General features: G+C 68.4%; 15 protein-coding genes and 1 pseudogene. 6 read left to right on the top strand and 10 right to left on the bottom strand.

The annotated features are described in order from the left end of the window. Window positions 1-17 precede the first annotated feature (17 nt). The 3 genes from AB0D49_RS33350 to AB0D49_RS33340 form a co-directional block, all read right to left on the bottom strand. On the bottom strand, window positions 18-1,331 hold the full coding sequence (locus AB0D49_RS33350; protein ID WP_362764976.1) for a cation:proton antiporter: 1,314 nt from the start codon (window positions 1,329-1,331) through the stop codon (window positions 18-20). Window positions 1,332-1,452: 121 nt separating this feature from the next. Beyond that, window positions 1,453-1,848, bottom strand: coding sequence for a hypothetical protein (locus tag AB0D49_RS33345; protein ID WP_362764974.1), 396 nt, complete (start codon window positions 1,846-1,848; stop codon window positions 1,453-1,455). A gap of 42 nt (window positions 1,849-1,890) precedes the next feature. Continuing rightward, a complete protein-coding gene (locus tag AB0D49_RS33340) occupies window positions 1,891-3,579 on the bottom strand; it encodes an NAD(P)/FAD-dependent oxidoreductase (protein WP_362764973.1) in 1,689 nt (562 codons plus the stop codon). 266 nt (window positions 3,580-3,845) lie between these two features. Between AB0D49_RS33340 and AB0D49_RS33335 the strand changes: the two genes are divergently transcribed. Then, window positions 3,846-8,543 (top strand): type I polyketide synthase, encoded by a 4,698-nt coding sequence (locus AB0D49_RS33335; protein ID WP_362764971.1) that lies wholly within the window; start codon window positions 3,846-3,848, stop codon window positions 8,541-8,543. Between the two features lie 149 nt (window positions 8,544-8,692). After that, window positions 8,693-8,896 (top strand): hypothetical protein, encoded by a 204-nt coding sequence (locus AB0D49_RS33330; RefSeq protein WP_362764969.1) that lies wholly within the window; start codon window positions 8,693-8,695, stop codon window positions 8,894-8,896. A 57-nt stretch (window positions 8,897-8,953) separates the two neighbouring features. Here AB0D49_RS33330 and AB0D49_RS33325 read toward each other — a convergent pair whose 3' ends face one another. The 3 genes from AB0D49_RS33325 to AB0D49_RS33315 form a co-directional block, all read right to left on the bottom strand. Further along, window positions 8,954-9,427, bottom strand: coding sequence for a hypothetical protein (locus AB0D49_RS33325; protein WP_362764967.1), 474 nt, complete (start codon window positions 9,425-9,427; stop codon window positions 8,954-8,956). A gap of 579 nt (window positions 9,428-10,006) precedes the next feature. After that, the gene (locus tag AB0D49_RS33320) at window positions 10,007-10,582 is read right to left on the bottom strand and encodes an RICIN domain-containing protein (RefSeq protein ID WP_362764965.1); all 576 of its coding nucleotides are present in this window, start codon (window positions 10,580-10,582) and stop codon (window positions 10,007-10,009) included. Between the two features lie 214 nt (window positions 10,583-10,796). Beyond that, window positions 10,797-11,336 carry a hypothetical protein gene (locus AB0D49_RS33315; RefSeq protein WP_362764962.1) on the bottom strand — a complete coding sequence of 180 codons (540 nt, stop codon included), beginning with the start codon at window positions 11,334-11,336 and terminating at the stop codon, window positions 10,797-10,799. 310 nt (window positions 11,337-11,646) lie between these two features. Between AB0D49_RS33315 and AB0D49_RS33310 the strand changes: the two genes are divergently transcribed. After that, window positions 11,647-12,609 (top strand): LysR family transcriptional regulator, encoded by a 963-nt coding sequence (locus AB0D49_RS33310; protein WP_362764959.1) that lies wholly within the window; start codon window positions 11,647-11,649, stop codon window positions 12,607-12,609. 412 nt (window positions 12,610-13,021) lie between these two features. Here the strand turns inward: AB0D49_RS33310 and AB0D49_RS33305 are convergent, their stop codons facing one another. Then, window positions 13,022-13,213 (bottom strand): nucleotidyl transferase AbiEii/AbiGii toxin family protein, encoded by a 192-nt coding sequence (locus AB0D49_RS33305; RefSeq protein WP_362765073.1) that lies wholly within the window; start codon window positions 13,211-13,213, stop codon window positions 13,022-13,024. Window positions 13,214-13,272: 59 nt separating this feature from the next. On the opposite strand from AB0D49_RS33305, the gene AB0D49_RS33300 reads away from it, so the two are divergent. Together AB0D49_RS33300 and AB0D49_RS33295 are read left to right on the top strand one after the other, a co-directional pair. Further along, window positions 13,273-13,557 carry a hypothetical protein gene (locus AB0D49_RS33300; RefSeq protein ID WP_362764956.1) on the top strand — a complete coding sequence of 95 codons (285 nt, stop codon included), beginning with the start codon at window positions 13,273-13,275 and terminating at the stop codon, window positions 13,555-13,557. A 788-nt stretch (window positions 13,558-14,345) separates the two neighbouring features. Then, window positions 14,346-14,705 (top strand): annotated as a pseudogene (locus AB0D49_RS33295) (hypothetical protein); the annotation flags it as partial. Between the two features lie 34 nt (window positions 14,706-14,739). On the opposite strand, the gene AB0D49_RS33290 reads toward AB0D49_RS33295, so the two are convergent. After that, on the bottom strand, window positions 14,740-15,861 hold the full coding sequence (locus AB0D49_RS33290) for an IS630 family transposase (protein WP_362764953.1): 1,122 nt from the start codon (window positions 15,859-15,861) through the stop codon (window positions 14,740-14,742). Between the two features lie 776 nt (window positions 15,862-16,637). Between AB0D49_RS33290 and AB0D49_RS33285 the strand changes: the two genes are divergently transcribed. After that, window positions 16,638-17,267 (top strand): hypothetical protein, encoded by a 630-nt coding sequence (locus AB0D49_RS33285; protein ID WP_362764950.1) that lies wholly within the window; start codon window positions 16,638-16,640, stop codon window positions 17,265-17,267. 50 nt (window positions 17,268-17,317) lie between these two features. On the opposite strand, the gene AB0D49_RS33280 is transcribed toward AB0D49_RS33285, so the two are convergent. Both AB0D49_RS33280 and AB0D49_RS33275 read right to left on the bottom strand, forming a co-directional pair. Beyond that, window positions 17,318-20,935, bottom strand: coding sequence for a DNRLRE domain-containing protein (locus AB0D49_RS33280; RefSeq protein ID WP_362764947.1), 3,618 nt, complete (start codon window positions 20,933-20,935; stop codon window positions 17,318-17,320). Between the two features lie 1,298 nt (window positions 20,936-22,233). Next, complete coding sequence (locus AB0D49_RS33275; protein WP_362764945.1) at window positions 22,234-22,386, bottom strand: hypothetical protein; 153 nt, start codon at window positions 22,384-22,386, stop codon at window positions 22,234-22,236. Window positions 22,387-22,554: the final 168 nt, after the last annotated feature.

Genomic DNA, 22,554 nt, shown 5'->3' with positions numbered 1-22,554 from the left:
GTGGGTGCGCTGCGGGGTCAGCGCGGGCCGGGGGAGGGGAGGGCCGTCGCCGGTCGGGTGTCCTGCTGCCCGGACGCCACAGCCGTGGCTGCGGGGCGGCGCAGAGTGCGGGACAGCAGCGGAGACGTCATGCCGGTGGTGACGAGCGCCATCATCACCATCGCGGTGAACAACTCGGTGCTGAGCAGCCCGATGCCGAGGCCGACGTTCAGGATGACCAGCTCGGTGAGGCCCCGGGTGTTCAGGAGCAGGCCGAGTGTGTAGGACTCGTGCCAGCCCATGCCGCTGAGGCGGGAGAAGAGCAGCACGCCGCCCAGCTTTCCCGCACAGGCGACCGCGATGATCAGCACCATGTGCAGGGCACCGGTCGCGGTGAGCGCGGTCAGGTCCACGGCGAGCCCGGTGATCACGAAGAAGACCGGAAGGAGCAGCTTGCTCGTGTGCTCGATCGGGATCAGCGCGGACTGGCGCAGCAGCCCGTGCTGGTCGGTACGGGGCATGACCAGGCCGAAGAAGAAGGCCCCGAAGATGGCGTGCAGGCCGATGTGGGAGGTGACGTAGGCCGAGGCGAGGGCGCCGGCGGCGGCGAGCATGGGGAGCACCGGAGCAAGGGCGGTGCTGGCCCGTGCCGCCAGGGCGGCCAGTACGGGGCGGACCACCGCCAGCATCACGCCGATGTAGAGCAGACCCCAGCCGATGACGCCGAGGAAGGTGCCGGCGCCGGTCGCGGACACCAGGGCGACGACGCAGGCCAGCAGGCACCAGGCCAGGATGTCGTCCAGCGCCGCGAGCGCCAGCGCGAGGTGCCCGGTGCGCGTGTGGTGCAGCTGCTTGTCCGTGATGATCCGGGCCAGCACCGGGAAGGCGGCGATGGAGATGGCGGTGCCGAGGAAGAGAGCGAAGTGCAGGAACTCGATCCGCTCGCCGTTCACCACCTGGTAGGAGCCGTACAGACAGGCGGCGAGTCCGAAGCCGAGCGCCATCGGCAGCGCCGCCGCGCCCAGCCAGATGGTGCCGGTGGCGCGGCCTCGGCCGCGCAGCGAGGCGGAGTCGAAGTGCCAGCCGATGGTGAACATGAACAGGAGCAGCCCCACCTGGGCCACGACGTTCAGATAGGGACGGACCTCGGGTGGAAAGAACTGTTCGGGCAACTCGCCGGGCAGCAGCCCCAGAAGGCTCGGTCCCAGACAGATCCCGGCGGTGATCTCACCGATGACCGTGGGCTGGCGGAGGCGGCGGGCGAGGGCGGCGAAGGCCGCTCCGACCACGAGCACCAGGGCGATACCACCGAGAGCGGTGAGGGTGATCCACTCCGTGTGTTCCGCGCTCATCATCATGCAAGGTCTCCGATGGGCAGGGGGGAACCGTGACGGTCGGGCTGACACGACCGGGCAGAAGCTCCGGGCGGGCTGCGGAGATCGCGGTGGTCCGGCGTCCGCAGCCCGCCGCTCCTCAGAACTCGGTGATGTCGGCGAGTTCCTTGACCAGGGCCTGGTACTCGGGGCGGCCGACGACGCTCATCATCAACGGGAGCTTGGTCCTGTCCCCGCCGACCGTGACCAGGCCGGCCGAGGCCGCCTCCGGCGGGGTCAGTTCGAGGCGGTGGAGGCGCACGCTCACCTCGTACGCCATGGTGACGTCGAAGGAGGGGTCGTCGATGACACCCTCCACCAGGTCCACGATGCGGCCCTCCTCGATGATCAGCGCGTACCGGACCTCGCCGCGCCGCGGGACATCCTTGACCAGGTACTGGATGCGCAGGTCGGCACCCGGCAACGCGGGCAGCCGCCTGCCGCGCTCCCGTATCTTCTGGAACGACTCGGACGTCAGGAACTGGACCTTCTCCACGGGAATCCTTCTCCTTGTGTCGGTGGTGTCGATGTCTGGCGCTCAGAAAAGCCGACGCCCACGGAGCCCGGTCTTCGCCATCTCCACAGCGACGCCGCCAATCATTTCCTTGATGTCGGGCGGGGCCTCGCGCGTGAGCCACAAGGCCATACGGGCGAGCTTGGCCGGCGTGGGACGCAGGAACGTGACGTCGCGCTTCTCGAATCCCGGCCCCTTGGGGATGTAGTCCGCGTTCTCGAGCTGGCGGTACAGGTCGTCCGCGGCCACGGCGCTGGTGATTTCCTGCTTCTCGAACCGCTGGCAGAGATCGACCATGGAGTCGAAAAGCTCCCCGTACTGCTTGTGATCGGGCCACCACAGACCCACGTTCGGCACATCTTCGAGTTTCTTGAGGACGTCGACATCACCGGTCCTGCGGAACTCGGACAGTGCGCGCTGAAGTCGGAATCCACCCACCACCGAACCGAACGACCAGATACGGAACACCGCGGACCACAGGTCGTAGTGGTCGAAGGCGATGAAGGCACTGTTGACGAGCTTGTCGTTGTAGTCGAGCAGCCCTTGCTCGAGCGTGGACACATACGCGAAGTTCTCGGCGGCGAAGTTGTTGGTGCGGAGAGCGTCGAGCAGCCGCCACGACAGTGCGTTGATGACCTCGACCGTGTTCGAGATGCCACGGGAGAACAGCGGGTCCAGGAAGCCGGACGCGTGCGACATCAGGCACCAGCGGTCCCCGACGGAGTGCTTGGAGGAGTACTGGAGGCGGTCCGTGGACACCCACGGGCGCACCGCCTTGGCACTGGAGAACAGCCGGTCCACCGCCGGGAAGCGGGAGGCGAACGCGCGGAACTCCTCCTCGGGGCTGAGCCCGGTCTTCGGGTACAGCCGCGGGTCCATGGTGAGGCCCACGCTGACCAGAGGATTCTTCGAGCCCGGGGTGTTGTTGAAGGGGATGACCCAGAACCAGCCCCGCTCGAAGAGGTGGTGCATGGTGCCCGAACTCCAGGGCAGCGGAGGCCGCTCCGCCTTGGTGTGGCGCAGCACCTCGTCGGTGCTCTTCACATCGATCATGTGTGTGAAGAGCGACCGGGAGTGGTGCGAGAACCGGCAGGGGTCCTCACGCAGACCCAGCTTCTCGGCCAGCGGCGAGCGGAACCCGCTCGCGTCCACCAGGTACCGGCCGCGGATCTCGGTGCCGTCGCTGCCGATGACCGTGACACCGTCGTCGGCGACGTCGACGTCCTTGACGCGGAAGCCCAGGCGTGTGGAGCAGCCGTAGCGCACGGCCGCGTTGAAGAGGTACGCGTCCGTGTCCTGCCGGAACAGGTGACCGGAGCGGTTGAGGATGCCCGGCGTGCTGAACTGGGTCCCCTCGCGGGGGTTCGGCTCGTTGCCCTCGGTGTGCCGCAGGAAGCCGAAGTGGCGCTTCTGCCCGAAGTTCGTGCCGATGTCCCTGTTGCAGTCCTTGTACGAGGAGAGCGTCGCGATCTCGGGAACACCGTAGCGCTCGGAGAGAATACGCAGTCCGAGCAGGGTGTACGGAATCATGGACTCACCCACCGCGAAGCGCGGATGCGAACCGGCGTCCACGATGAGAACACGCGCCCCATTGCGTGCGAGAATTGCCCCGAGAATCGACCCGGCAATTCCCGCCCCGAGAATAATGACGTCGTGCTCCGGCTCCTTGAGCAAGATGGGGGCTTTGTTGCCGGGTTCCTGTTCTTCTCGCATGGGATCTCCTCGGAGAGGGCGAAGCGACTGGATGCGAAGCTAACAGGGCCGACCGTGGGCCGTCTTCAGCGCAACGGATGAGTTCGCCCCGGTACTTAGGTGCGAGATTCGTCCTTTAGGACGGGGCAGGGACATCCCGCACACCCGGATGTCATACCGAAGTCCACTTGTGGTCAACAGGCCACAACTGTCAATGTCGGCAGTGGAAGTGAGGACGCGCAATCGAGCTCACATTTTTCCCTGTGTCACTTCGGAGGATGGCTTCCATGACGTCCACGGATTCGCCCGCGGAACAGGTCGATTTCGGCGAGAAGTTGACAAAGGCCCTGACCATGGTGTCCCGACTCCGCGGGGCACTCGAGGAACGGGACCGGGCGCAGCACGAACCCATCGCCGTGGTCGGCATGAGCCTGCGCTTCCCCGGACCGGCGGAGAGCCCGGACGCGTTCTGGGACCTGCTGAGTGACGGGGTGGACGCCGTCGGCCCGTTCCCCGCGGACCGCTGGGACACGGCACCGTACGTGGACCCCGAACGAGGCGTACCGGGCAAGGCCTACGTCACGGACGCCGGGTACGTCGAGACGGCCGAGGACTTCGACGCCTCGCTCTTCGGCATCTCACCGCCCGAAGCCCTCGGCATGGACCCCCAGCAGCGGATGGTCCTCGAAGGCGCCTGGGCGGCCCTGGAACATGCGGGCATCGCGCCCGACTCGCTCCACGGCAGCGCGACGGGCGTCTTCATCGGAGCCAGCACCAGCGACTATGTGCGGATGCGGCAGCAGTTCGGGGCCGCCGAAGCCATCGACAGCTACCAGCTGTTCGGCGAGAACAGCTTCATCGCAGGCCGGGTCTGTCACACCTTCGGCCTCGAGGGACCGGCCCAGGTCCTCGACACCGCCTGCTCGTCCTCCCTCACCGCGGTCCACCAGGCGATCCGCAGCCTGCGTTCCCGTGAGAGCACACTGGCGCTCGCCGGCGGCGTCAACGCGATCCTCGCCCCCTACGGCTTCGTGCTGCTCAGCCAGGCGCAGGCGGTGGCCCCCGATGGCCGCTGCAAGACCTTCGACGCCTCCGCGAACGGATACGGCCGCGGCGAGGGCTGCGGCATCGTCGTACTGAAGCGCCTCTCGGACGCGCGGCGCGACGGGGACCGCGTCCTGGCCGTGCTCCGCGGCAGCGCCCTCAACCACGACGGCCGGGCCGGCGGCATCTCGGTGCCCAACGGGACCGCCCAGCAGGCCGTGATCCGGGCGGCCCTGGCCGACGCACGGGTCACCGGCACCGACATCGGCTACGTCGAGGCGCACGGCACCGGCACCGTACTCGGCGACCCCACCGAACTGCACAGCCTGGAAGCCGTACTCGGCGCCGGACGGGACACCGGCGACGAGCTCCTCGTCGGCTCGGCCAAGACGAACATCGGACACCTGGAGGCCGCGGCGGGCATCGCCGGACTCATCAAGACGATCCTCGTGGTGCAGCGCGGAGAGATCCCGCGCAACCTCCACTTCCACCAGCCCAACCCGATGGTCGAGTGGCACCGCCTGCACCTGCGCATCCCCACCACGACAACACCCTGGCCGGCCAAGGACGGGCGCCCCCGACTCGCCGGAGTGAGCTCCTTCGGCGCCAGCGGAACCAACGCGCACGTCGTCGTCGAGCAGCCACCCGCACCCGAACCGCCCGAGGAACAGCCGCCCGCCCCGGCCACCGCGCAACTGCTCGCCCTGTCCGCCCGCACCCCCGAGGCCCTGCGCGCGCTCGCCGGCCGGTACGCCGCGTTCCTCACGGACCTCGCCGCCGCACCGGACCGCGGCGACACCGACGGCCCCGCCCTGAAGGACATCTGCCACGGCGCCCTCACCCAGCGCGCCCACCAGGCACACCGGGTCGCCGTCGTCGGCGACACCCCCCGCGCACTGGCACAGCAACTGCGGCGCCTCGCCGACGGGGCACCCGGCGCCCCGCAGACCGCCAAGGCACCCGTCCGGGCCCGCCCGAAGACCGCCTTCCTCTTCAGCGGACAGGGCTCCCAGTACCCCGGCATGGCGCGCGAACTGCACACCACCGAGCCCGTCTTCGCCGACGCCCTCGACCGCTGCGCGGAACTGTTCCGCGACCACCTCGACAAGCCCCTGCTCGACGTGGTGTTCGCCGCCGACGGCGCCGACCTCGACCGCACCCGCTGGACACAGCCCGCGCTGTTCGCCGTGGAGTACGCGCTGGCACAGCTGTGGCTCTCCTGGGGCATCCGCCCGGCGGCCGTCATGGGGCACAGCGTCGGTGAGGTCACCGCCGCCTGCGTCGCCGGCGTACTGACACTCCAGGACGCCACCACGCTCATCGCGGTACGCGGACGAGCCATGGACGACGCACAGCCGGGAGCCATGCTCGCCCTGCCCTTGTCGGAGGCCGAGGCCCTCGAGGTCATCGGTGAGCGCGGCGACAGCGTGTCCGTCGCCGCGGTGAACGGCCCGCACAACACCGTGCTCTCCGGACCGTTCACCGACATCGAAGCCATCGCCACGACACTGGCGGAACGCGCCGTCAAGGCCAAGAGACTCAAGGTGTCGCACGCCTTCCACTCGCCCATGACGGAAGCGGCGCTGCCCGCGCTGGCCCGCGCCGCCGCGGGCCTGACCCCACAGCCGCCGAGGATTCCCCTGGTCTCCAACGTGACCGGGCAGTTCGCGGACGCCGACACCCTGCGCGCCCCGGAGTACTGGTGCCGTCACGCACGAGGCACCGTCCGATTCCACGACGGACTCGAGACACTCAAGGCCGCGGGTGTGAGCACCTTCCTGGAGGTGGGGCCCGGCCGGGTGCTGCTCGGCATGGGCGCGCGCGCCATCACGGACCACAGCCTGCAGTGGCTGGCATCGCTGCGGCCCGAAAGCTCCGACGCCGCCGAGATCCGCAGCAGCCTCGCACGGCTCTACCTCCTGGGCGCCCCGATCACCTGGCCCTGCGCACCGGACACAGCCCGGCGACGGGCCGAACTGCCCCTCTACCCCTTCCAACGGCAGCGCTACTCCTTCCCGGTGGGAAGGACGATCGAGGGCGGCCCGACCACCGCCACCGCCGCCCCCACCACAGCGTCCGACAGCTACGGCCTCGCCTGGCAGCCCACCCCCACCCCCATCCCCACCCCGCTGCGCCCCGGCACCGCCACCTTCGGACGCCCCGGCCGCACCCTGCTCCTCGCCGACACCTCCGGCCTGGCCGAACTGCTCGCCCAGCGGCTGGAGGAAGCAGGCGACGAGTGCCTCCTGTGCTACGCGAGCGACGCCACCCCCGCGGGCCACGACCCCACGCGGACCGCCCCGCTGGAGACGGAAGGGCTCGACACCGTCGCCGACTTCGTCCGGCAGGCGGGCCCCCTGGACCGCATCGTCCACATGTGGGGCCTGGACGTACCGCGCGGCGACGCGGCCGGCCCCGCCGACGTGGCACGGGCACGTTTCCTCGGCCCCGAGGCACTGGCACAGATCGTGCGCTCACTGGCCCGGCCCGCCCGCGACGACGACACCGCACCCCCGGCCGGCTCGCGACTGTGGGTGGTGACCCGGGGCGCGCAGCCGACAGGCGAGAAGAACAGCCCGCTGGCAGTGGGGGCCGCACCGCTGATCGGTCTCGGCAAGACCATCGCGCTCGAACATCCGCACCTGTGGGGCGCGAGCATCGACCTCGACCCGGAGACCGCTCCCGACCTGGACGCGCTGGCAGCCATACTGCTCCACGGCACCCCGCCCGAGGAGGACCAGATCGCCGTACGCGGCGGACAGACCCTGGTGCCCCGACTGACCCGGCGCACCGACACCGACGTCTCGACAGCGCCACTGGTCAGACCCGACGCCGTCTACCTGATCACCGGTGGCCTCGGCGGCGTCGGAATGCTCGTCGCGGGCTGGCTCGTCGACTCCGGGGCCCGCCACCTGGTCCTCACCGGCCGCACCGGTCTGCCCGACCGCGCCACCTGGGACGACGGCACCCTGTCACCGAACACCGCCGCGCGGGTGGCGGACGTCCGGGCCCTCGAAGAACGCGGCGCCGCCGTACACGTGGTCGCGGCAGACGTCTGCGACGAGACAGCCATGCGAAAGCTCCTCACCGAACTGCGCGAAGGACCCCGGCCACTCGCCGGAGTCGTGCACGCGGCAGGACTCTCCCTCGGCCAGGACCTGGCCGAAGCAGAGCCGGAACTCTTCCGCGAGGTACTGCGCCCCAAGACCGACGGCGCCTGGCTGCTGCACCAGGCCGTGGCGGACCTGCCCCTCGACTTCTTCGCGCTGATGTCCTCCGTGGCCTCCGTCTGGGGAGCCGCACACATGGGCGCCTACACCGCGGCCAACCAGTTCCTCGACGCCCTCGCAGCACACCGCCGTTCGCGTGCACTGCCCGCGGCCACCCTCAACTGGGGCCGCTGGGACATGGTGAGCGGCCTCGGCGGACGAGGCCTCCCGGAACGGGTGGCGGCCACCGGGTTCCGCGCGCTGGACCACACGGCCGCCCTCACCCACCTGGGCGCCGTACTCGCATCCGGAGCGGAACAACGCATCGTCGCCGAGGTCGACTGGGAGGTCGTCAAACCTCTGCTGGAGTCTCATCGGGTCCGGCCGGTGCTGACAGGCATCGACCACCGGGCGGACTCCGGGCCGCACGACGACACGGAGCCGGACGACGTGCTCACACGCATACTCGGCCTGCCCGCCGCAGAACGCGAAGCCGCCCTCGACGAGTACGTCTGGATCAGTCTGGCCGAGCAACTGGGCGTACCCCGCAGCGAGTTCACCGGCGACTTCAACCTGCTGGACTTCGGATACGACTCCCTGGGCGCCATGCGCACCCTCGCCAAGTTCCGCCAGGACCTTCATCTCACCCTCGACACCCGCCAGTTCTTCGAGATGTCCGCCGAAGGATGGGGCCGCTATCTCGCCGACTCACTCCAGGAGCAGCACGGCTGAGGACTCACTCCAGGAGCAGCACTGCTGAGGAGGAATGGCCATGCGCGTGATCCTCATCGCCGACCTACGCATCGCTCACACCTGCCGGGACGCGGGGATCGCAAGCGCAGCCGTCCACACGGCCCCGACCGGGACAGCCCGCGGGCAGTGTGCCGCGCGCTCTCGTGGCCATCGAGGGCGCGGTCGCGGAGGTACTCGCGCTCCCTACGGCCGCGAAGAAGTTCAGCTTCTCCGTACGGCCCATCGCCAAGTCCGACAACGGAGCGGGAGGCAGCCTCCTGCTCAGCCTCTACGCCAAGAACCGGATCATTGACGGCATGGACGACGCCTTGATCGTGAAGATCGTCTCCTGAACCGCCCGAACGGCATGGGCGGGGCGAGCGCGGGCCAGCGTCCCGGGCCGCCTCGCCCTACGGCTCTACCCGTCCCGCCGGCCAGAACTCGACCAGGTAGCGCTCCACGCCCTCGCCCGTTCCCTCGTCCTCCGACAGCGCGGCGGCCCGCGCCCGCCCGGTGCAGCCCGCCCGCACCCGCCACCGGCCGGCCCCGCCCAGAGCGAACACCTCCTCGGTACGACCCAGACTCATGGACCACACCGCGACCTCACCGCTGGACGACACGAAGTCGGCCTCGCCCTGCTCGTCCCAGCCGGAAGGATCGCGCTGCGGCGGCGGCCCGTCCCACACCTCCACGTCGACCAGCGCGGTGTGGGTGTGACCGGCACTGTGGAAGTCGAGCCGCCCGGGAAAGGCGTTGAGGAACACGCCCTGCTCGAAGTCGTCCGGGAACGGCGTGGGCAGGTCGGCGTCATCAGACTCCTGAAGCCCGAAGGCGTGGAAGCCCACATCGGCTTTCAGGCGGTACTGCCGGACAAGCTCGGCCACCAGCGCGCTCCTTCGGCATGACACGAAAAAAGGTTGCCGCTGATCGTAGGCTGCCGGCGCTTCGCACTCAGCCGCAGGCGTTCCGGCCGGGGCGACCCGCGCCAAAGTCGCTGAGTCGGCGGCCTGGGCGACGAAGACCCGCCTGGAGCAGGTCCTCATCATCGCGGCCGCCAACCAGTCGGCGGGCAGCACTGTCGCCCGCACCCTGCGGATCCTGGCGCCCGGCACGATGGCGGTGACCGAAGCGGCCGACGCCGGCCCGGAGCCGGCAGACGCGCCCGCCGGGCCGCAGCGTACCCGGGAGACCGCTTCGGACAGTCACCGCCACGCGCTCGCCGCGCACCAGGAGGCCGCACCTCCGTTCAGTGTGGGCCTGTCGATCGCGGAGGCGGTGCAGCGGCGGACTGCCGCGATGCGGGCACTGGACGTGTGCGCGTTCCCCCGGCTGGAGGAGCCGGCCGACGACTGTCCACCGCCGGTCGAGCAGGCCCGCGTGGCTTGCGCCGAGCCTGTGCCGTACGAGTGGCGGGACCTGCGGTGTGGTCGTTCCGGGCCGGAGCGACCACACCGCTGGGCGGTTCAGTAGGACAGCCGCCAGATGTGGATCGGGTCACCGTTGCAGGGATGCATGATGATCCGGGCGCCATTCCCCAGGAACGTCGGGCCCAGGCACCAGTGGTTGAACACCGGGCGGACACGGTAGCCGCGGCCGCCGACGTGCTCGATCTGGAACATCTGCTCCCAGTCGTAGCTGTTGCAGGTGGCGATCTCTATGTCAACGCTGTGGCCGGCGTCCTTCACGCGTACGCATTTCGACAAGGCGTAGCGCGGTTTGAGCCGCCAGGCATCCACGCCGTTCACTGTGCCGATCCGGACCGTCTGGAACTGCTGGTTCCACTCGACCCGGCATTGCCAGAGCTGAACAGCGGTTCCATCCGCCGAAGTCGAGCCGCCACCCCGCACGTCCATGCAACCGTCCCAGCCGACCAGGGTGTTGCTGAAGTAGAAGTAGCCGCCGTTCACCGGAGCGGAAAAGCGAGGCTGAGGGAATGCCTGCGCCGGCGTCGCCGTCGCGGCGAGAGCGGCTACCAGAACGGTGAAGAACACCAACCCGGCACGAATGCGTCGAGCCAGATCCGACCTGATGGCTCTCACTTCGCCTCCTCTATCGGCAAGTCGGTCGCAGACAGACCGGCCTCGGTCTGCTGCCGGTTGATGACGAACTGTTCCTGGATGCGGGCGGCGCTGGAACGCGCCCTCAGCACGGCGTACCTGTCACCGGTGCAGTCGAGCCCAGCAGCTGGTGGTGGGCGACGGTGAGGCTGATCCGGATACACCGTAGGGGACCGCCTCTGCGGCCGCCGCACGGTCAGTACCGGATCCAGAGAGAACTGGTCCGGTCGTTCATGTGCGCCCCGACATAGCCGGCGTCGGGCCCGTCGTGCGTCCCGTCGTACCAGTACGACGAGTCGCCGTCCCAGCTGTATCCGTCGTAGAGGGTCACTTGGTGGCAGCCGCTGTACGTGTTGAATCCGGAGATCTCGTTGTCCCAGATGAGGTTCGGCTTCAGGCGGTAGCCCGACGCGTCGCAGGGTCCGTCAGACCCGATGACGCGCGTCAGGTTCGACGGATTGTTGTACGCGTTCCAGAACCACTCCATGAGCAGCACGTCGGCCGCGGCCGTGAAGGCCCGCGAGTCCGGGTCGTCGCTGCACGTCTGCGACTTCACCGGCGACATGCCCCCGCCGACGGACCTGCCGACCTCGATCACGCAGTACTTCGCGCCGGGCTCCCCCTCGGGTGCACCGGCCGCCGTGGCGGCGCCGGTGGACATACCCGCGATGAGTAGAGCCGGGGCCATCACTGCCAGCAGCCGGTGGACCCGCGCGGCAATCGGGCGAGCGATCATGGCATTTCCTCCGTTGTGTCTGACGTTCTCACCGACGCGACCCCGCTCCGGGGCGCGTCCGGCGCACCGGCATCCGGTGGGGGCCGGGCGTCATCGCGGCGGCCTCCTCCTGATGTAGGCGGTGGCGTCCGCGGCCCGATCCAGCGTGCCGCCGCCTCCGTCCCCCGGGCACAGCGGGTCCCCGAATCAAAGGGTTGAGAGGCCTGTCTGCCAGTCCTGACGCGCCTTCACCGAAATGGTGGCCCGAGCGAAGGACTTTTGTCCTGGATCCAGCTATTGGTTCCCGGGGCGGATCGATAACGTCCCGGTTATGGATCGCCTGAACGAACCAGGCGTCGAACCGCCGCAGTCGGACGTCCGCGGACGTGGGGAGCCGAGCATCTCCCAGCTCCGCCAGTTCCTGGTCCTGGCCGACGAACTCCACTTCGGCCGCGCCGCTCAGCGGCTCTTCCTCACGCAGCCCGCACTGAGCCAGCGGATCAGGGCTCTGGAGGCCCGCCTGGGCGTCGGCCTTCTGCACCGCACCACGCGCCATGTCGAACTCACCGACGCCGGACACGAGCTCGTACCGGCAGCCCAGGCGCTCGTGGCCGCCGCCGACCGGTTCCAGGCATGCACATCCACCCTGGCACGACGCGTCAAAGGCCACCTGCGGCTGGGCGTGATCGGCGCCGAAGCCTCGATGCCGTACACCGTCGCGATCCTCGAAGAGCTCCGTGCCCGGCACCCCGCGATCACCACCGAGATCCGCAGCGTCGGCTTCGTCGAACAGGTCTCAGCCCTCGCCCAGGGAGAGATCGACGCCGCATTCCTCCGCCCACCCCTTCCCCCGGCACTGCGCACCCTTCACCTGGCGACCGAATCGCGAGTGGTCTGTATGCCCGCCGATGACCCCCTGGTCGGCCAGACACCCCTGACACTGGCGCAGCTCTCCCACCACACCGTCGTCGACGTCCCGCCCGGAGCACCACGGGCATGGTGGGACTTCTGGACGGCCAACCCACGTCCCGACGGCACGCCCGTACGCTACGGCCCCCAGGTCTCGGACCTTGAAGGAATGCTCCACGCCGTCGCGAGTGGAGCCGCCATCACCTTCCTCCCGGCCGCCGCGCGCATGCTCTACCCGCGCCCGAAGATCGCCTACGCCGACGTCGCCGGTCTTCCCCCCACCACCGCCGCACTCGCATGGCTCCCCCACCAGGACCGCCCCGCACTCAAAGCCCTCCTCGCCGTGGCCCGAACCGTCGCCCGGCATCCGCCCGATCACACCTGACGGCAATGCCACGGCCGGGCACTGCCCCCATGCCTTCACACCAGGTAGGGCGGGTCCGGGCCATGTGCCGCCCGCAGGCGACGCGGCAGTTACCGGCGAAGGCCTTCCTCGAGAAGGCCGGCGTCAGCACGGCGGCCACCACGACAGCGGGCGAGCGCATCGTCGTGGGCCCTGCCGTCCGGCACCGTACCCCCACCCGCCACGGCCGACGTCTCGTCATCGCCGATGGCGGCCCTCACCCCTTCCCGTCATTCCCGGTGAACACGGGCCTGACCGCCGACCCGTTGAGGTGTCGCCGACCGGAGCAGTTCTATGGCCTCGTCAAGGGTCTCAGTGCGTTCGGAGAATTCCCGGCTGATCATCAGGTTCAGTACGCGCTCCCGTTGAGGGCCTTCCTGGCTGCCGACTCCGTTCAGCGGACGAGGCGGTCGTGGAGATCGAACTCGGTGCGGGTGTGGCGCCGTCCGAGGTGCTTGAGATCGGTTGTGGTGTAGTGGCGGGCCGCGGCGTGGACGTCGATGAGGTCGCGTACGGCGCCGCGGTCGGCGAGGGCGCGGACCTTGGTGCCGACGGATTCTGGCGTATCTGGGTCATGCCGCACCACAGGGCTCCGATGGTATACCGGCTTGTTATCCGATAGCTGAAGACTGGGAGGACACAGCTGTGGAAACACCCCCCGGCCCCATCACGGTCCGCATACCGGCGACCATGGAAGCCATCCCCGACGGCGTCAGCTACCACACCGGCGACATCGACGTCAGCCAGGACGCCGCACCGTTCCCGCCCGGCGGGGCACCCGCCGCCACCATCACCATGCAGCCCACCGGCGAACCCGGCGCCTACCTCCTCACCCTCACCACCACCGGCCCCGAAGCAACCCACCTCATGCGCAGCGCCTGCAACATCCTCCTCAAGGCCGCCCGGACGATCGGACCCAGCAGCCCGTGAGATACGCCAACCCCCACATGGTCAAAGAGCACTGCCTCACCCAGGGCCGCACACGCGGCGCCGGAACCTTCGGCCAGGAGACCCAGGCGAACTACGAACGCGCCCTTGGCGCCCTGGACTCCGAGTCGGCCCCGCGCTGCGGGGATGTTACGGGTGAGCCGGACGCCGACATCCTCGGGGTCCTGTCGGCCCCGCTCTGGGGGAATGTTCTGCGGACCGCGTTGTCGCTCCCGATCTGCGACGCCCACGAGTTCCGACCCGAAGCCAAGTCCGCGGAAAGCCGGAATCCCGACGTGCCCCCGGACTCCCCGGGTCCGCCCCTCGCTACGGGGATGCTCCAGAGGCGGGGCTCAGCCATGCCGGGGAGCGCCAGTCGGCCTTGCGCTGTGGGGACGCGACTTTGATGCGTCTTAGATGCATTCACCGGCTCCCCGGAGCCAGGCGTGTAGAGAGCCCCCGCACCTTGCGGCACGGCGGCGGACCGGCCAAGAAGAACTGCCCTGCAAGACGGTTTCTTAGCCAGTCGTCACGCGGTCTGTCCGCCGGTCACCTGGACTCAGCACCAGGTGCCCGCGGGCGACTGCTGGAACAGCGCCCAGAGCATCCAGCACCAGTACACGGTGTGGGCCAGGACTCCCGCTGCCTTGACGGCGAACAAGTTCCTTTTGGCCCGCCCGGTACGGACAGACTGTGTGCAGCGGTGACGACCCAAGGTCGCCCCCCTACCGGAATCGTTGCTCCTCCCTGGGCGAAGCCACAGATGCTGGCCTCACGCGTGAAGCCCCGCCGGTGTGGACGGGGTGCTGCGGCTGGCTCCGCGCCGCAGCGAGCACGTGGTGTGCGCCGGTGGCGAAGAGGTGCTGAGCGCCGGTGAGATGAGCTTCCATGAGGAGTCCGGGCGGTGGGAGGTGGAGGAGGTCAGCAACCTGTCGACCGGGTACTGCCCGGACGTCGTCTCATGGCCGGCCGTGGCCGAGGCCCTGGACCGGATCGGGATGCAGCGCCCGTCCGGCTTCACCCATGAGGTGGTCTTCCGCCGCTGCCGCTTCTGCCGGGAGGTGAACATCGTGCGGGAGGAGAACTTCGTCTGCGTCTTCTGCGGCGGGGACCTGCCCCGGGAGTGGAACGTTGCCGAGCCGGATCGCTAGTGCTGTGACCGTGAAGGTTCACCGTGTTGGGTGTTCAGGCTGCTCTCGGTAGTGGTCTGCCGCCCCAGCGGATGCCTCGTTCGCTTCGGATGCGGGCCCGTTCGCGTCGTTGGGCGGTGAGGATGTCGGGGTGGCGGGCGTTCTGGTTGCGCCAGCGGAGGTAGGCGTGCAGGGCCCGGGTCTGGGCGGTGTGGTTGGGGTGGTGGGAGTTGGCCAGGGTGAACTGTCGCAGCGGTCCGAAGTGGGCCTCGATGGGGTTGGCCCAGGACGCGTAGGTCGGGGTGAAGCACAGTTCGACCTTGTTGCGGGCCGCCCACCTGCGGATCTTCCAATTCAGGTGGGCGGAGAGGTTGTCGAGGATCACGTAGATCGGGCCGCCGTCGGGACGGACAGCGCGGATCGACCGCAGGGCGGTCCAGGTGTGGTCGATGCCCTTGCGGCGCCGGTTGACGCCCCACAGTTTGTCGTCGCCGACGGAGTAGCAGCCGTGGAAGTAAGTGATGCCGTGGGTGCGGCGGTAGGTGGCGGGAAGCCGACCGGGGCGGCTCTGTTCGGCCCAACAGGAGCCAGCGGTGGGCCGGATGCCCAGCGGCCCGAACTCGTCGAAGGCGAACGTGCGGTCCGGTCGCTCGTTGATCGCGTACTCGATCCGCTCCAGTTTGGCGTCGAACGCCGGGTCCGGGGATTCCTTCCAGGTCTTCGTCCGCTGGAAGGTGATCCCGCAGCGTGTCAGCAGGCACCGCAGGGCCTCCCGCCCGATGAGGACGGGCCTGGTGATGTGCCTGCGCAGGTGATCGACCAGTTTGCGGACCGACCAGCGGGTGAAGGGCTTGCCCAGTGCGGTGGGTCGGGTGGTGGCCGTCTGGATAACGAAGTCCTCGTCGTCACTGTTCAGCAGGCGGGGACGGCCTCCCGCCCACTGAGGGTTGAGGCATGCCAGCCCGATCTCGTTGAAGCGGTGGATCACATCACGGACGGTGTCCTCGTCCGCCTGGACCAGTCGCGCGATCACCGGGACCGTGCTGCCGCCGGCCGAGGCCAGCAGCATCATCGCCCGCCGGAACCGCACCGAGCTCGTGCTGCCCCGCCGAACGATCTGCCGGAGCTTCTGCCCCTCCTGCTCCGTCAGCCTCCGGACCCTGACCGGTGTCGCCATCCCGCCTCCCCTGCTGGTTGGAAGCGACTTCGCTTCCAACCAGCACAACGAGCAACCCGGTGAACCTTCACGGTCACAGCACTAGGTGTGATGTCTCAAGAGGCTGGTTCCATAGCGTCGACACCCAGATGATCCGCTTGCTGAGTTGGCCTGCGGAACCCGCCGGGTCGACCTGCCGGAGCTCCCGGATTCCCGGATCAGTGTGGCGAGGGCCCGGCCGAAGGCGGCGCTGGACAGACCGCCGGGCTCGTACTCGGCGAGCAGGCTCTCGATGCCGGCAGTGGTCCCTGCGGCCTGCGAGTTCAGCAAGCAGGCGTTTGACTATTCGTACCAGGCCGAGCACCCGCTCGCGTCCCGGTCAGGCAGGAGTGGGACGGACTCGGCATCGTCCCCGATGGGGCCTGCGAGGCTGCCTGCCCCATCCCGGTGACCTGTTCGACAGCGCATCCCCGGCACTCATCGGGGCCCGTCTCGCCGCGGCCCTGGCCGACCGGCACGGCGGCTCCCCACGCACATCGGAACACCTCTTCGCCCAAGCAGCCCGAACGTCCCGGCACTGTGGCCGGACCGCCCTCGCCCGCGCCCTGCGCGGCGCCTGCTACGGCGTCGGAGCCGTCTGCCTCGTCTCCGTTCGGGTCCGGCGCCTGCGGTAGGCAGAAAGTACCCGTACGGATCACGGCATCACGGGCCGCGTTTCGGACGGTCCGTCGCGCCTCCCGAGGGCGCGGGGCAGGCGTGCCGAGCAGCGGAATCCCGGCCGTTGCTACGGTGGGCGAATGTCGATACGAAGCCATGAGGACGAAGCCCTTGCCGAGGCATGGGACGCTCTCACCCGTTGGTTGGCGGAGCACGCTCCCACGTCGTACGCCTCCCTGCTGCCGTCGGCGGCGGAGGAGGACATCGCCGCGGCGGACGATCAGCTGCGGCAACACCTCGGGTACGGGCTGCCTGCCGAGTTGACGGCGCTGTGGCGGCTCTGCGGCGGGGTGGAGCACCAGGACATCGAGGGCGACGAGCAGGAGGAGGTCGCCTCGGGGGCCTTCCTCCCCGGTGGTGTCATTCTCACTCCGGAGCAGGCCATGTCGGCGGTGCTTCTCGGTGGCGGCAAGGGGTGGGGCGCGCCGGTCGTTCCGTGGCTCACCCGCGACGAAGCCGGCCCCGAGTCCGGCCACTACGCGGGCCCTGGCGGCGTGGGCTGCTGGGAACTCCCCGAGGGGATCGACCCTCCGCAGTATCCGTCGATCGCCGCCTATCTGACGGTTGTTCACCGCGCCCTGACCGCAGGGCCGGCCGATCTGATGGGCTCGTCCGGCGTGCCGGGTATCGTCTACGGCTGCCTGATCTGGGACGACCCGCAGAGTTCCTGGCTCACGAGTGCCGCCGGGGACTGGGTGCCGCTGCACTGAACGCGGCTGGTCGGCGCCGGGCCGGAACCCGGTGCCGACCAGCCTGGTACTCAGGGCTTGGCCATCGTGCAGACGAGGTCAGCCTTGGTGGTGTCGCAGTTCTTGAACCAGGCGTTGCCCGGATCGAGGGTGTACCCGTCCTTGTCGATGATCCGGAACTTCTTGAGGAATCCTTCGTAGAAGCTGTCCGGGTTCATCGAACCGGAGTTGACCTTCAGTGACATGGACGACCGGCCGCAGTTCTCGTTGAAGGTCGGTGCGTCGTAGCGGGTGTCGTCCAGCAGGTGTTCGCTGCCGTCGTCGGTCTTGGCCGCGACGGTCTGGATGCACTCGCCGCCGCCGTTCGCACCGGCCGGGTTCTGTCCGTCGTTCGCCGCCGGGACTCCCGGGGACTGGTAGGTGGAGGAGAACGGGAACTCGTCGCAGGACACGGTCTCGGGGGCCCCGTCGGTGATCTCCGGGTGCAGAGCGGTCCACGGGTGCTTGAGGAACGGCTTGTCAGGCACCCAGCCGTCGGTGCGCTTGGAGCGCGACTTGGGGCACATCACCTTGTCGCGGTTGTTCGTCCGCTCGTACGACCATGCGTTGCGTTCCTTCCTCGCGAGGTACTGCAGCGGGTCGGAGCGGTCCTTGCCGCTTCCCTTGACTTTCGACTTGTTCTGGATCAGCCAGGCATGTGCCGCGGCCGACGGGTATTTAGCGGTGTTGAACTTGTACTCGGGGAGGTACTGCGGCAGTACGCAACCGGCATCGGCACCGTTGGCCGCGATCTTGTCGCACCGCACATCGATGGCGGGCGATCGCCACGGTCCGGTGTCCAGTTCCTTGTCGCCCTTGCCGTCCGGCGGGCCGGACTCGGTGACGAAGTGGCCGACGAACCAGACCGGGAGTTCCTTCGACAGATCGATGTCGCGCGTACCCGAAGCGCTGTTGACGCTGCCGTTCCACTTGTGGTCGGCGGTGCCGGTGGCCATGTGGCTGTCCGTCGGGTCGTACTCACCGCCGCCCTTCCAGCTCAGATCGTTGTAGAAGTCGAAGTTCTTCGCTCCCGATCCGCCTTCGCAACCGTCGCTGAAGCACATGGAGTCGATGAAGGCGTCCTGCCCGCCGTCGCCGAGCAGCACGGCCCGGTCGTCCGGCGGGAAGTCGCTGTAGATCGGGTTGATCTGGATCCAGGTCTTGATCTCCGACGTCTTCGGGTCGGTGGTGACCTGGAAGGCGATCTCGAAGTCGGCGCGGTAGGTGGCGACCGGGATCCCCTGGTAGATGTAGGTCACCCGGTAGCCCACGTCGTAGAACAGGCACGCCTCGTTACGGGTGATCAGTGACTTCTGCGCCTCTCCGTACAGCGAGGGCTGGCACCATGTGCCCTTGATGATCGGGTCGGGGTACGACGGAGCCCTGGTGCGCAGGGCCTGGGCCGCCTTGCGGGTGCCTTCCAGGGATCGTTCCGTCTTGGGCGTGACGGTGATCTCCGTGCCGCCCTTGGAGAAGGTGCGGGGCTCCCAGCCCTTCCAGCCGGAGTCGGTGCCGTCGGGCTTCGGCGGTGCCTGCGGTGTGTCGGTCTGGACCAGCGGTGCGGCGTTCGGATCCAGTGTCGGGATCGCGATGTCGATCTTCTGGGCGCGGTTGTAGTTCCGGGTCCCGGAGGTGAATCCGTAGTCCTTGATCGGGCCCACGTTGCCCGCCCAGTCGACCGTGCGGGTCTGGACGAGGTGGTTGCCGTCCGCCGCCGGGGTCAGGGTGTACGTGGCATCCGGAACCGCGGCCCTCGCCGTTGCGGTGGTGGTACGCGTCGACTGCCAGCCGTGGTCGGCGGCGTCGTCCTCGTACGGGTCGAGGCGGTACTGGACCTCGTTGGCGTCCGGGGCGCCGGTGGTGACGTCGAAGGTTCCCTTGACACCCGAGGCGCCGCCCCAGTCCTCCGGGTAGGTGGCCGAGCTGATGCTCTGCGGCTCGCCCGGTGCGGTGGTGTCGACGACGAACTGCGTCCAGGGGGACCAGTTGAGGTTGTAGTGGGTGCCGTCGTAGGCGTTGGTGCGGAACTTGTAGGTCTTGCCGTCCTTGAGCTGCCCGGCTGGTACGACCACGCTGACGGGTTTGCCCTGCGGGCCGAGGTCGGAGACGAGCAGGCCCTCACCGAGAGGGGTGGTGATGGGTGTGTTGGTGGCGGCGTCGTAGACCTGGAAGGTGCCGTTGACGGTGTCGCCGTCGGGGTCGGTGAACGTGTCCCGCAGGGTGGGGGTGGTGGTGTTCACCGCCCATACGCCGGCGTAGGACTTGAAGGGTGCGCCGGCCTGGCGGTCGGTGCCGTCGGAGGGCCGGTAGTTGTAGTCCACGGTCAGCTTCGGCTGGTTCGTGGTGGCGTTGCCGGAGTTGACGCGTTTCCAGGCGCGGGTGTCGTCGGTGGCCGCGCGCAGGCCCATGTGGCCGCGGGTCGCCTTCGCCGAGGCCCAGGTCTGGACGAGGGTGTCGACGTCGGCGTTGATCCAGCCGTCGGGCTGGGTACCGGTGCAGTCGGGGTTTCCGCGGGTCTCGGTGGAGGAGTGGTACTGCTGGTTCCACGTGGGCTGGGCGCTCCAGCGCGAGGAGGTGGACGCTGCGGTGGTGTCCCAGACGGTCCATGACTGGGTGCTGCAGTCGGTGTTGCCGGAGTGGAAGTTCCACAGCGCCAGGTTGGTGTCGACGATCAGTGCGTCCTGGATCGGGGTGGTGTTCCAGGTGATGAAGGACCGTGCGGTGCGCGGGGTGCCGTCGGCGTTCTTCGTTCCCGGATTGCCGAAGTCGAGTTCGACGTCGGTGGACCAGTCGACGGTCTCGCCCTGTTGCACGTAGGTGTCGAAGGTGTTCGACAGTGCGGAGGTGGACGGGTCGACGGTGACCGGGTACTGCGTATCGGGGTCGGCCAGGTAGTCGGCGTCCGGGGTGACGACCAGGTCGATCTTGCCGGCGCCCTTGTCGACGACCTTCATGTCGACGCGGGCTCGGCGGGTGTGCTCCCCGGACCGTTTGTCCACGGAGCTGTCCCACATGACCGGAGCGGGCATCGTCGCCCGTCGCCGGCCGGTCCTGGCGTCGGTGAAGGTGACAGATCCGTCCTTGTTCGCCTTCGCTTTGAGGCCCTTGGCCCTGACCGGCAAGGTGTATGAGTAGGAGTCGGCCGGCTTGTCGTGGATCTGGACGAACTGCTCGAAGCCGGTCCGCGTTGCCTCGACGATCACGTCGGCGCCGGGTACGGCCTCGCGGTAACGGGCGGTGGTGCCGTCCAGCTCCGGCGCGGGCAGGCCGCCCTTCCACTGCAAGGTCACCGACTGGTCCCCGGTGCCGAGGGTGACCAAGTCCTGTGCAGCAGCGCTCTGGGCGGCTGCCAGAGAACGTGGAACGGTGCCGCCCTGGCCCGCCAGACGCAGGCCCTCGGGGTGTTCCTTCGCCTTCACACCTCCGTCGGCGGTCTTCGTCAAAGTGGCATCGACCTTGCGCCACTTGCCGCCGCGCCAGACCCGTTCGGGCCCGGAGGTCATTTCGGTGGTCAGCGTTCCGTCGGGATTGGCCACGGTGACGGACGTGGCAGTCGTCTCGTCGGACGCGACCACCTTCTCGCCGGTCTTCTTCGCCTCAAGTGTCGCCCACGCCTTCGAGCCTTTGGCGTGCCGGGCGGCCCACTCCATATCGGCCTTGAGAATCTCATCCTGTGACGGCTGGGAGACCTCCACCGGCTCGGTCTTGCGCTCAGGGGCGGGCGACGCAGCAGCCTGACTCGTTGCCGCGATTCCGGTTTCTGCGATAAGCAGCAATGCAACGGCCGCTGCATGGCGATTGCGGCGTCTGCGTCTTAGCAATGACGGTCTTTCAGATGAGTGCACGATGCGCTGTCACCTTCCTCATGGGAAATATTTCTGTGCGAAGTCGCACCAGCCGCACAATCTAGCCCGGAAGATAAATTCCGTTGAAGGTGATTTCAAGACGCCTCATGGGCAGGCAAAGGAACCGGATGCCAACTGCAAAGAATCACGGGAAGTCTGCAATTAAACGTTAGATAGATCACAATCTATGCACGGAAAATCAAAAGCGACCGGATGGCGCCATGCTGTCAACAATCCCGGACACCGTCGCCCGCGTGGCTGAAAAGTGCCATCGGGGTGCAGCCGTGAACAGGGACATCTCGCCGACTTATAGTCATCAGGCCAAATGAAATGATCTGTGCCGATTTACGTCCGGTTCCTGTGGTGATTCCGTGAGGTAATTCACTGATCTCATAGAAGGCAGCCCGCGAGGGTCAACTCTGGAACCAACCTTGCACGGCCGCACAGAATGGAGCCGCAACCCGCAAGCGACCGTGACTTCAACCGCCGTGCTCCATACACATGTCGGCATGTGGGCCGGTGGCAAGGCCCACCGAGACGACGGACGCGCTGCAACTGACAGGCCACCACCCAAGATGCTTGTTAGATGTCCGCCAACCGCTTCAGGTCCCCTCAGGGTCAGAGAAGGAACTGTCCGCGCGCAGTTGCTCCGCTCTCCCATGACTTTCGGTGGCTTGCTCCCTGGGGTCGGAGTCCTGGTCTGGGTGCTGCACCAGGCCGGGAGGCGTCGACGGGCTGCTCTCCTACTGGAAGTCAAAGTGCTGGCTCGGTGCTGAAGAGTAGCTCCGAAGTGGATGTATTTCTGGCGTCGGTTCTGTGGCTGCTGACAAGGGTGAGCCTGGGTACTGTGGACACCGGGATGCGGACCACTCCCACTGGCTTGAGCTGCAATTGATGCCCGTCTCTGAGGCCGCAAGTTTTCTTGCTATCGCCCGCTGTCTGGGGACTGCCCGGCGCTAGATCCCAGTGGACGGTGAGGCCGGGCGGCTGACCGTCCATCTCATTTGCCCGAGAAAAGAAAGGGCCTCAGTGTGCGAATCGGCAGATCGAAACTGTTTACTTCCGGGGCGAGAATCGGATTCCTGCCCGAGTCGGACAACGCTTCACCCATTAGCCCCTTTTTGGATTTCATGCATCACGGGCAGGGTGACGTCCTCGTACCCCCGGCCTCGTGTCCAGTAGTCGGCGAAGCCGAAGCTGTAGCCGCAATCGCGCTCCTCTTCGGGCACGCGGAGTTCTTTGACCAGCTGGCCCACGGCTACGGGGCTGTCCTGGACCCCGGCGAGTCACGGGTGGGCAGTACCGCGGAGTCGTCACCGCGGATGCCGCAGCGGTCATACGGCGAGCCGGGCCGGGCGTGCCGGTAGCGCAATGGCGGCCTGCGGCAACCGAAGGGCGCAACGCCCCTACGGCGGGCGAGGGGG

This window comes from Streptomyces sp. NPDC048290, assembly GCF_040652095.1.
Taxonomy (GTDB): Bacteria; Actinomycetota; Actinomycetes; order Streptomycetales; family Streptomycetaceae; genus Streptomyces.
This window is presented reverse-complemented; position numbering and strand designations above follow the sequence as displayed.

What these genes read in the sequence shown, in the direction of transcription:
- AB0D49_RS33340 (WP_362764973.1), bottom strand. Translation starts at nt 3,579, where the DNA reads ATGCGAGAAGAACAGGAACCCGGCAACAAAGCCCCCATCTTGCTCAAG.
- AB0D49_RS33285 (WP_362764950.1), top strand. Translation starts at nt 16,638, where the DNA reads ATGTCGATACGAAGCCATGAGGACGAAGCCCTTGCCGAGGCATGGGAC.
- AB0D49_RS33290 (WP_362764953.1), bottom strand. Translation starts at nt 15,861, where the DNA reads ATGGCGACACCGGTCAGGGTCCGGAGGCTGACGGAGCAGGAGGGGCAG.
- AB0D49_RS33335 (WP_362764971.1), top strand. Translation starts at nt 3,846, where the DNA reads ATGACGTCCACGGATTCGCCCGCGGAACAGGTCGATTTCGGCGAGAAG.
- AB0D49_RS33350 (WP_362764976.1), bottom strand. Translation starts at nt 1,331, where the DNA reads ATGAGCGCGGAACACACGGAGTGGATCACCCTCACCGCTCTCGGTGGT.
- AB0D49_RS33315 (WP_362764962.1), bottom strand. Translation starts at nt 11,336, where the DNA reads ATGATCGCTCGCCCGATTGCCGCGCGGGTCCACCGGCTGCTGGCAGTG.
- AB0D49_RS33280 (WP_362764947.1), bottom strand. Translation starts at nt 20,935, where the DNA reads ATGGAGTGGGCCGCCCGGCACGCCAAAGGCTCGAAGGCGTGGGCGACA.
- AB0D49_RS33310 (WP_362764959.1), top strand. Translation starts at nt 11,647, where the DNA reads ATGGATCGCCTGAACGAACCAGGCGTCGAACCGCCGCAGTCGGACGTC.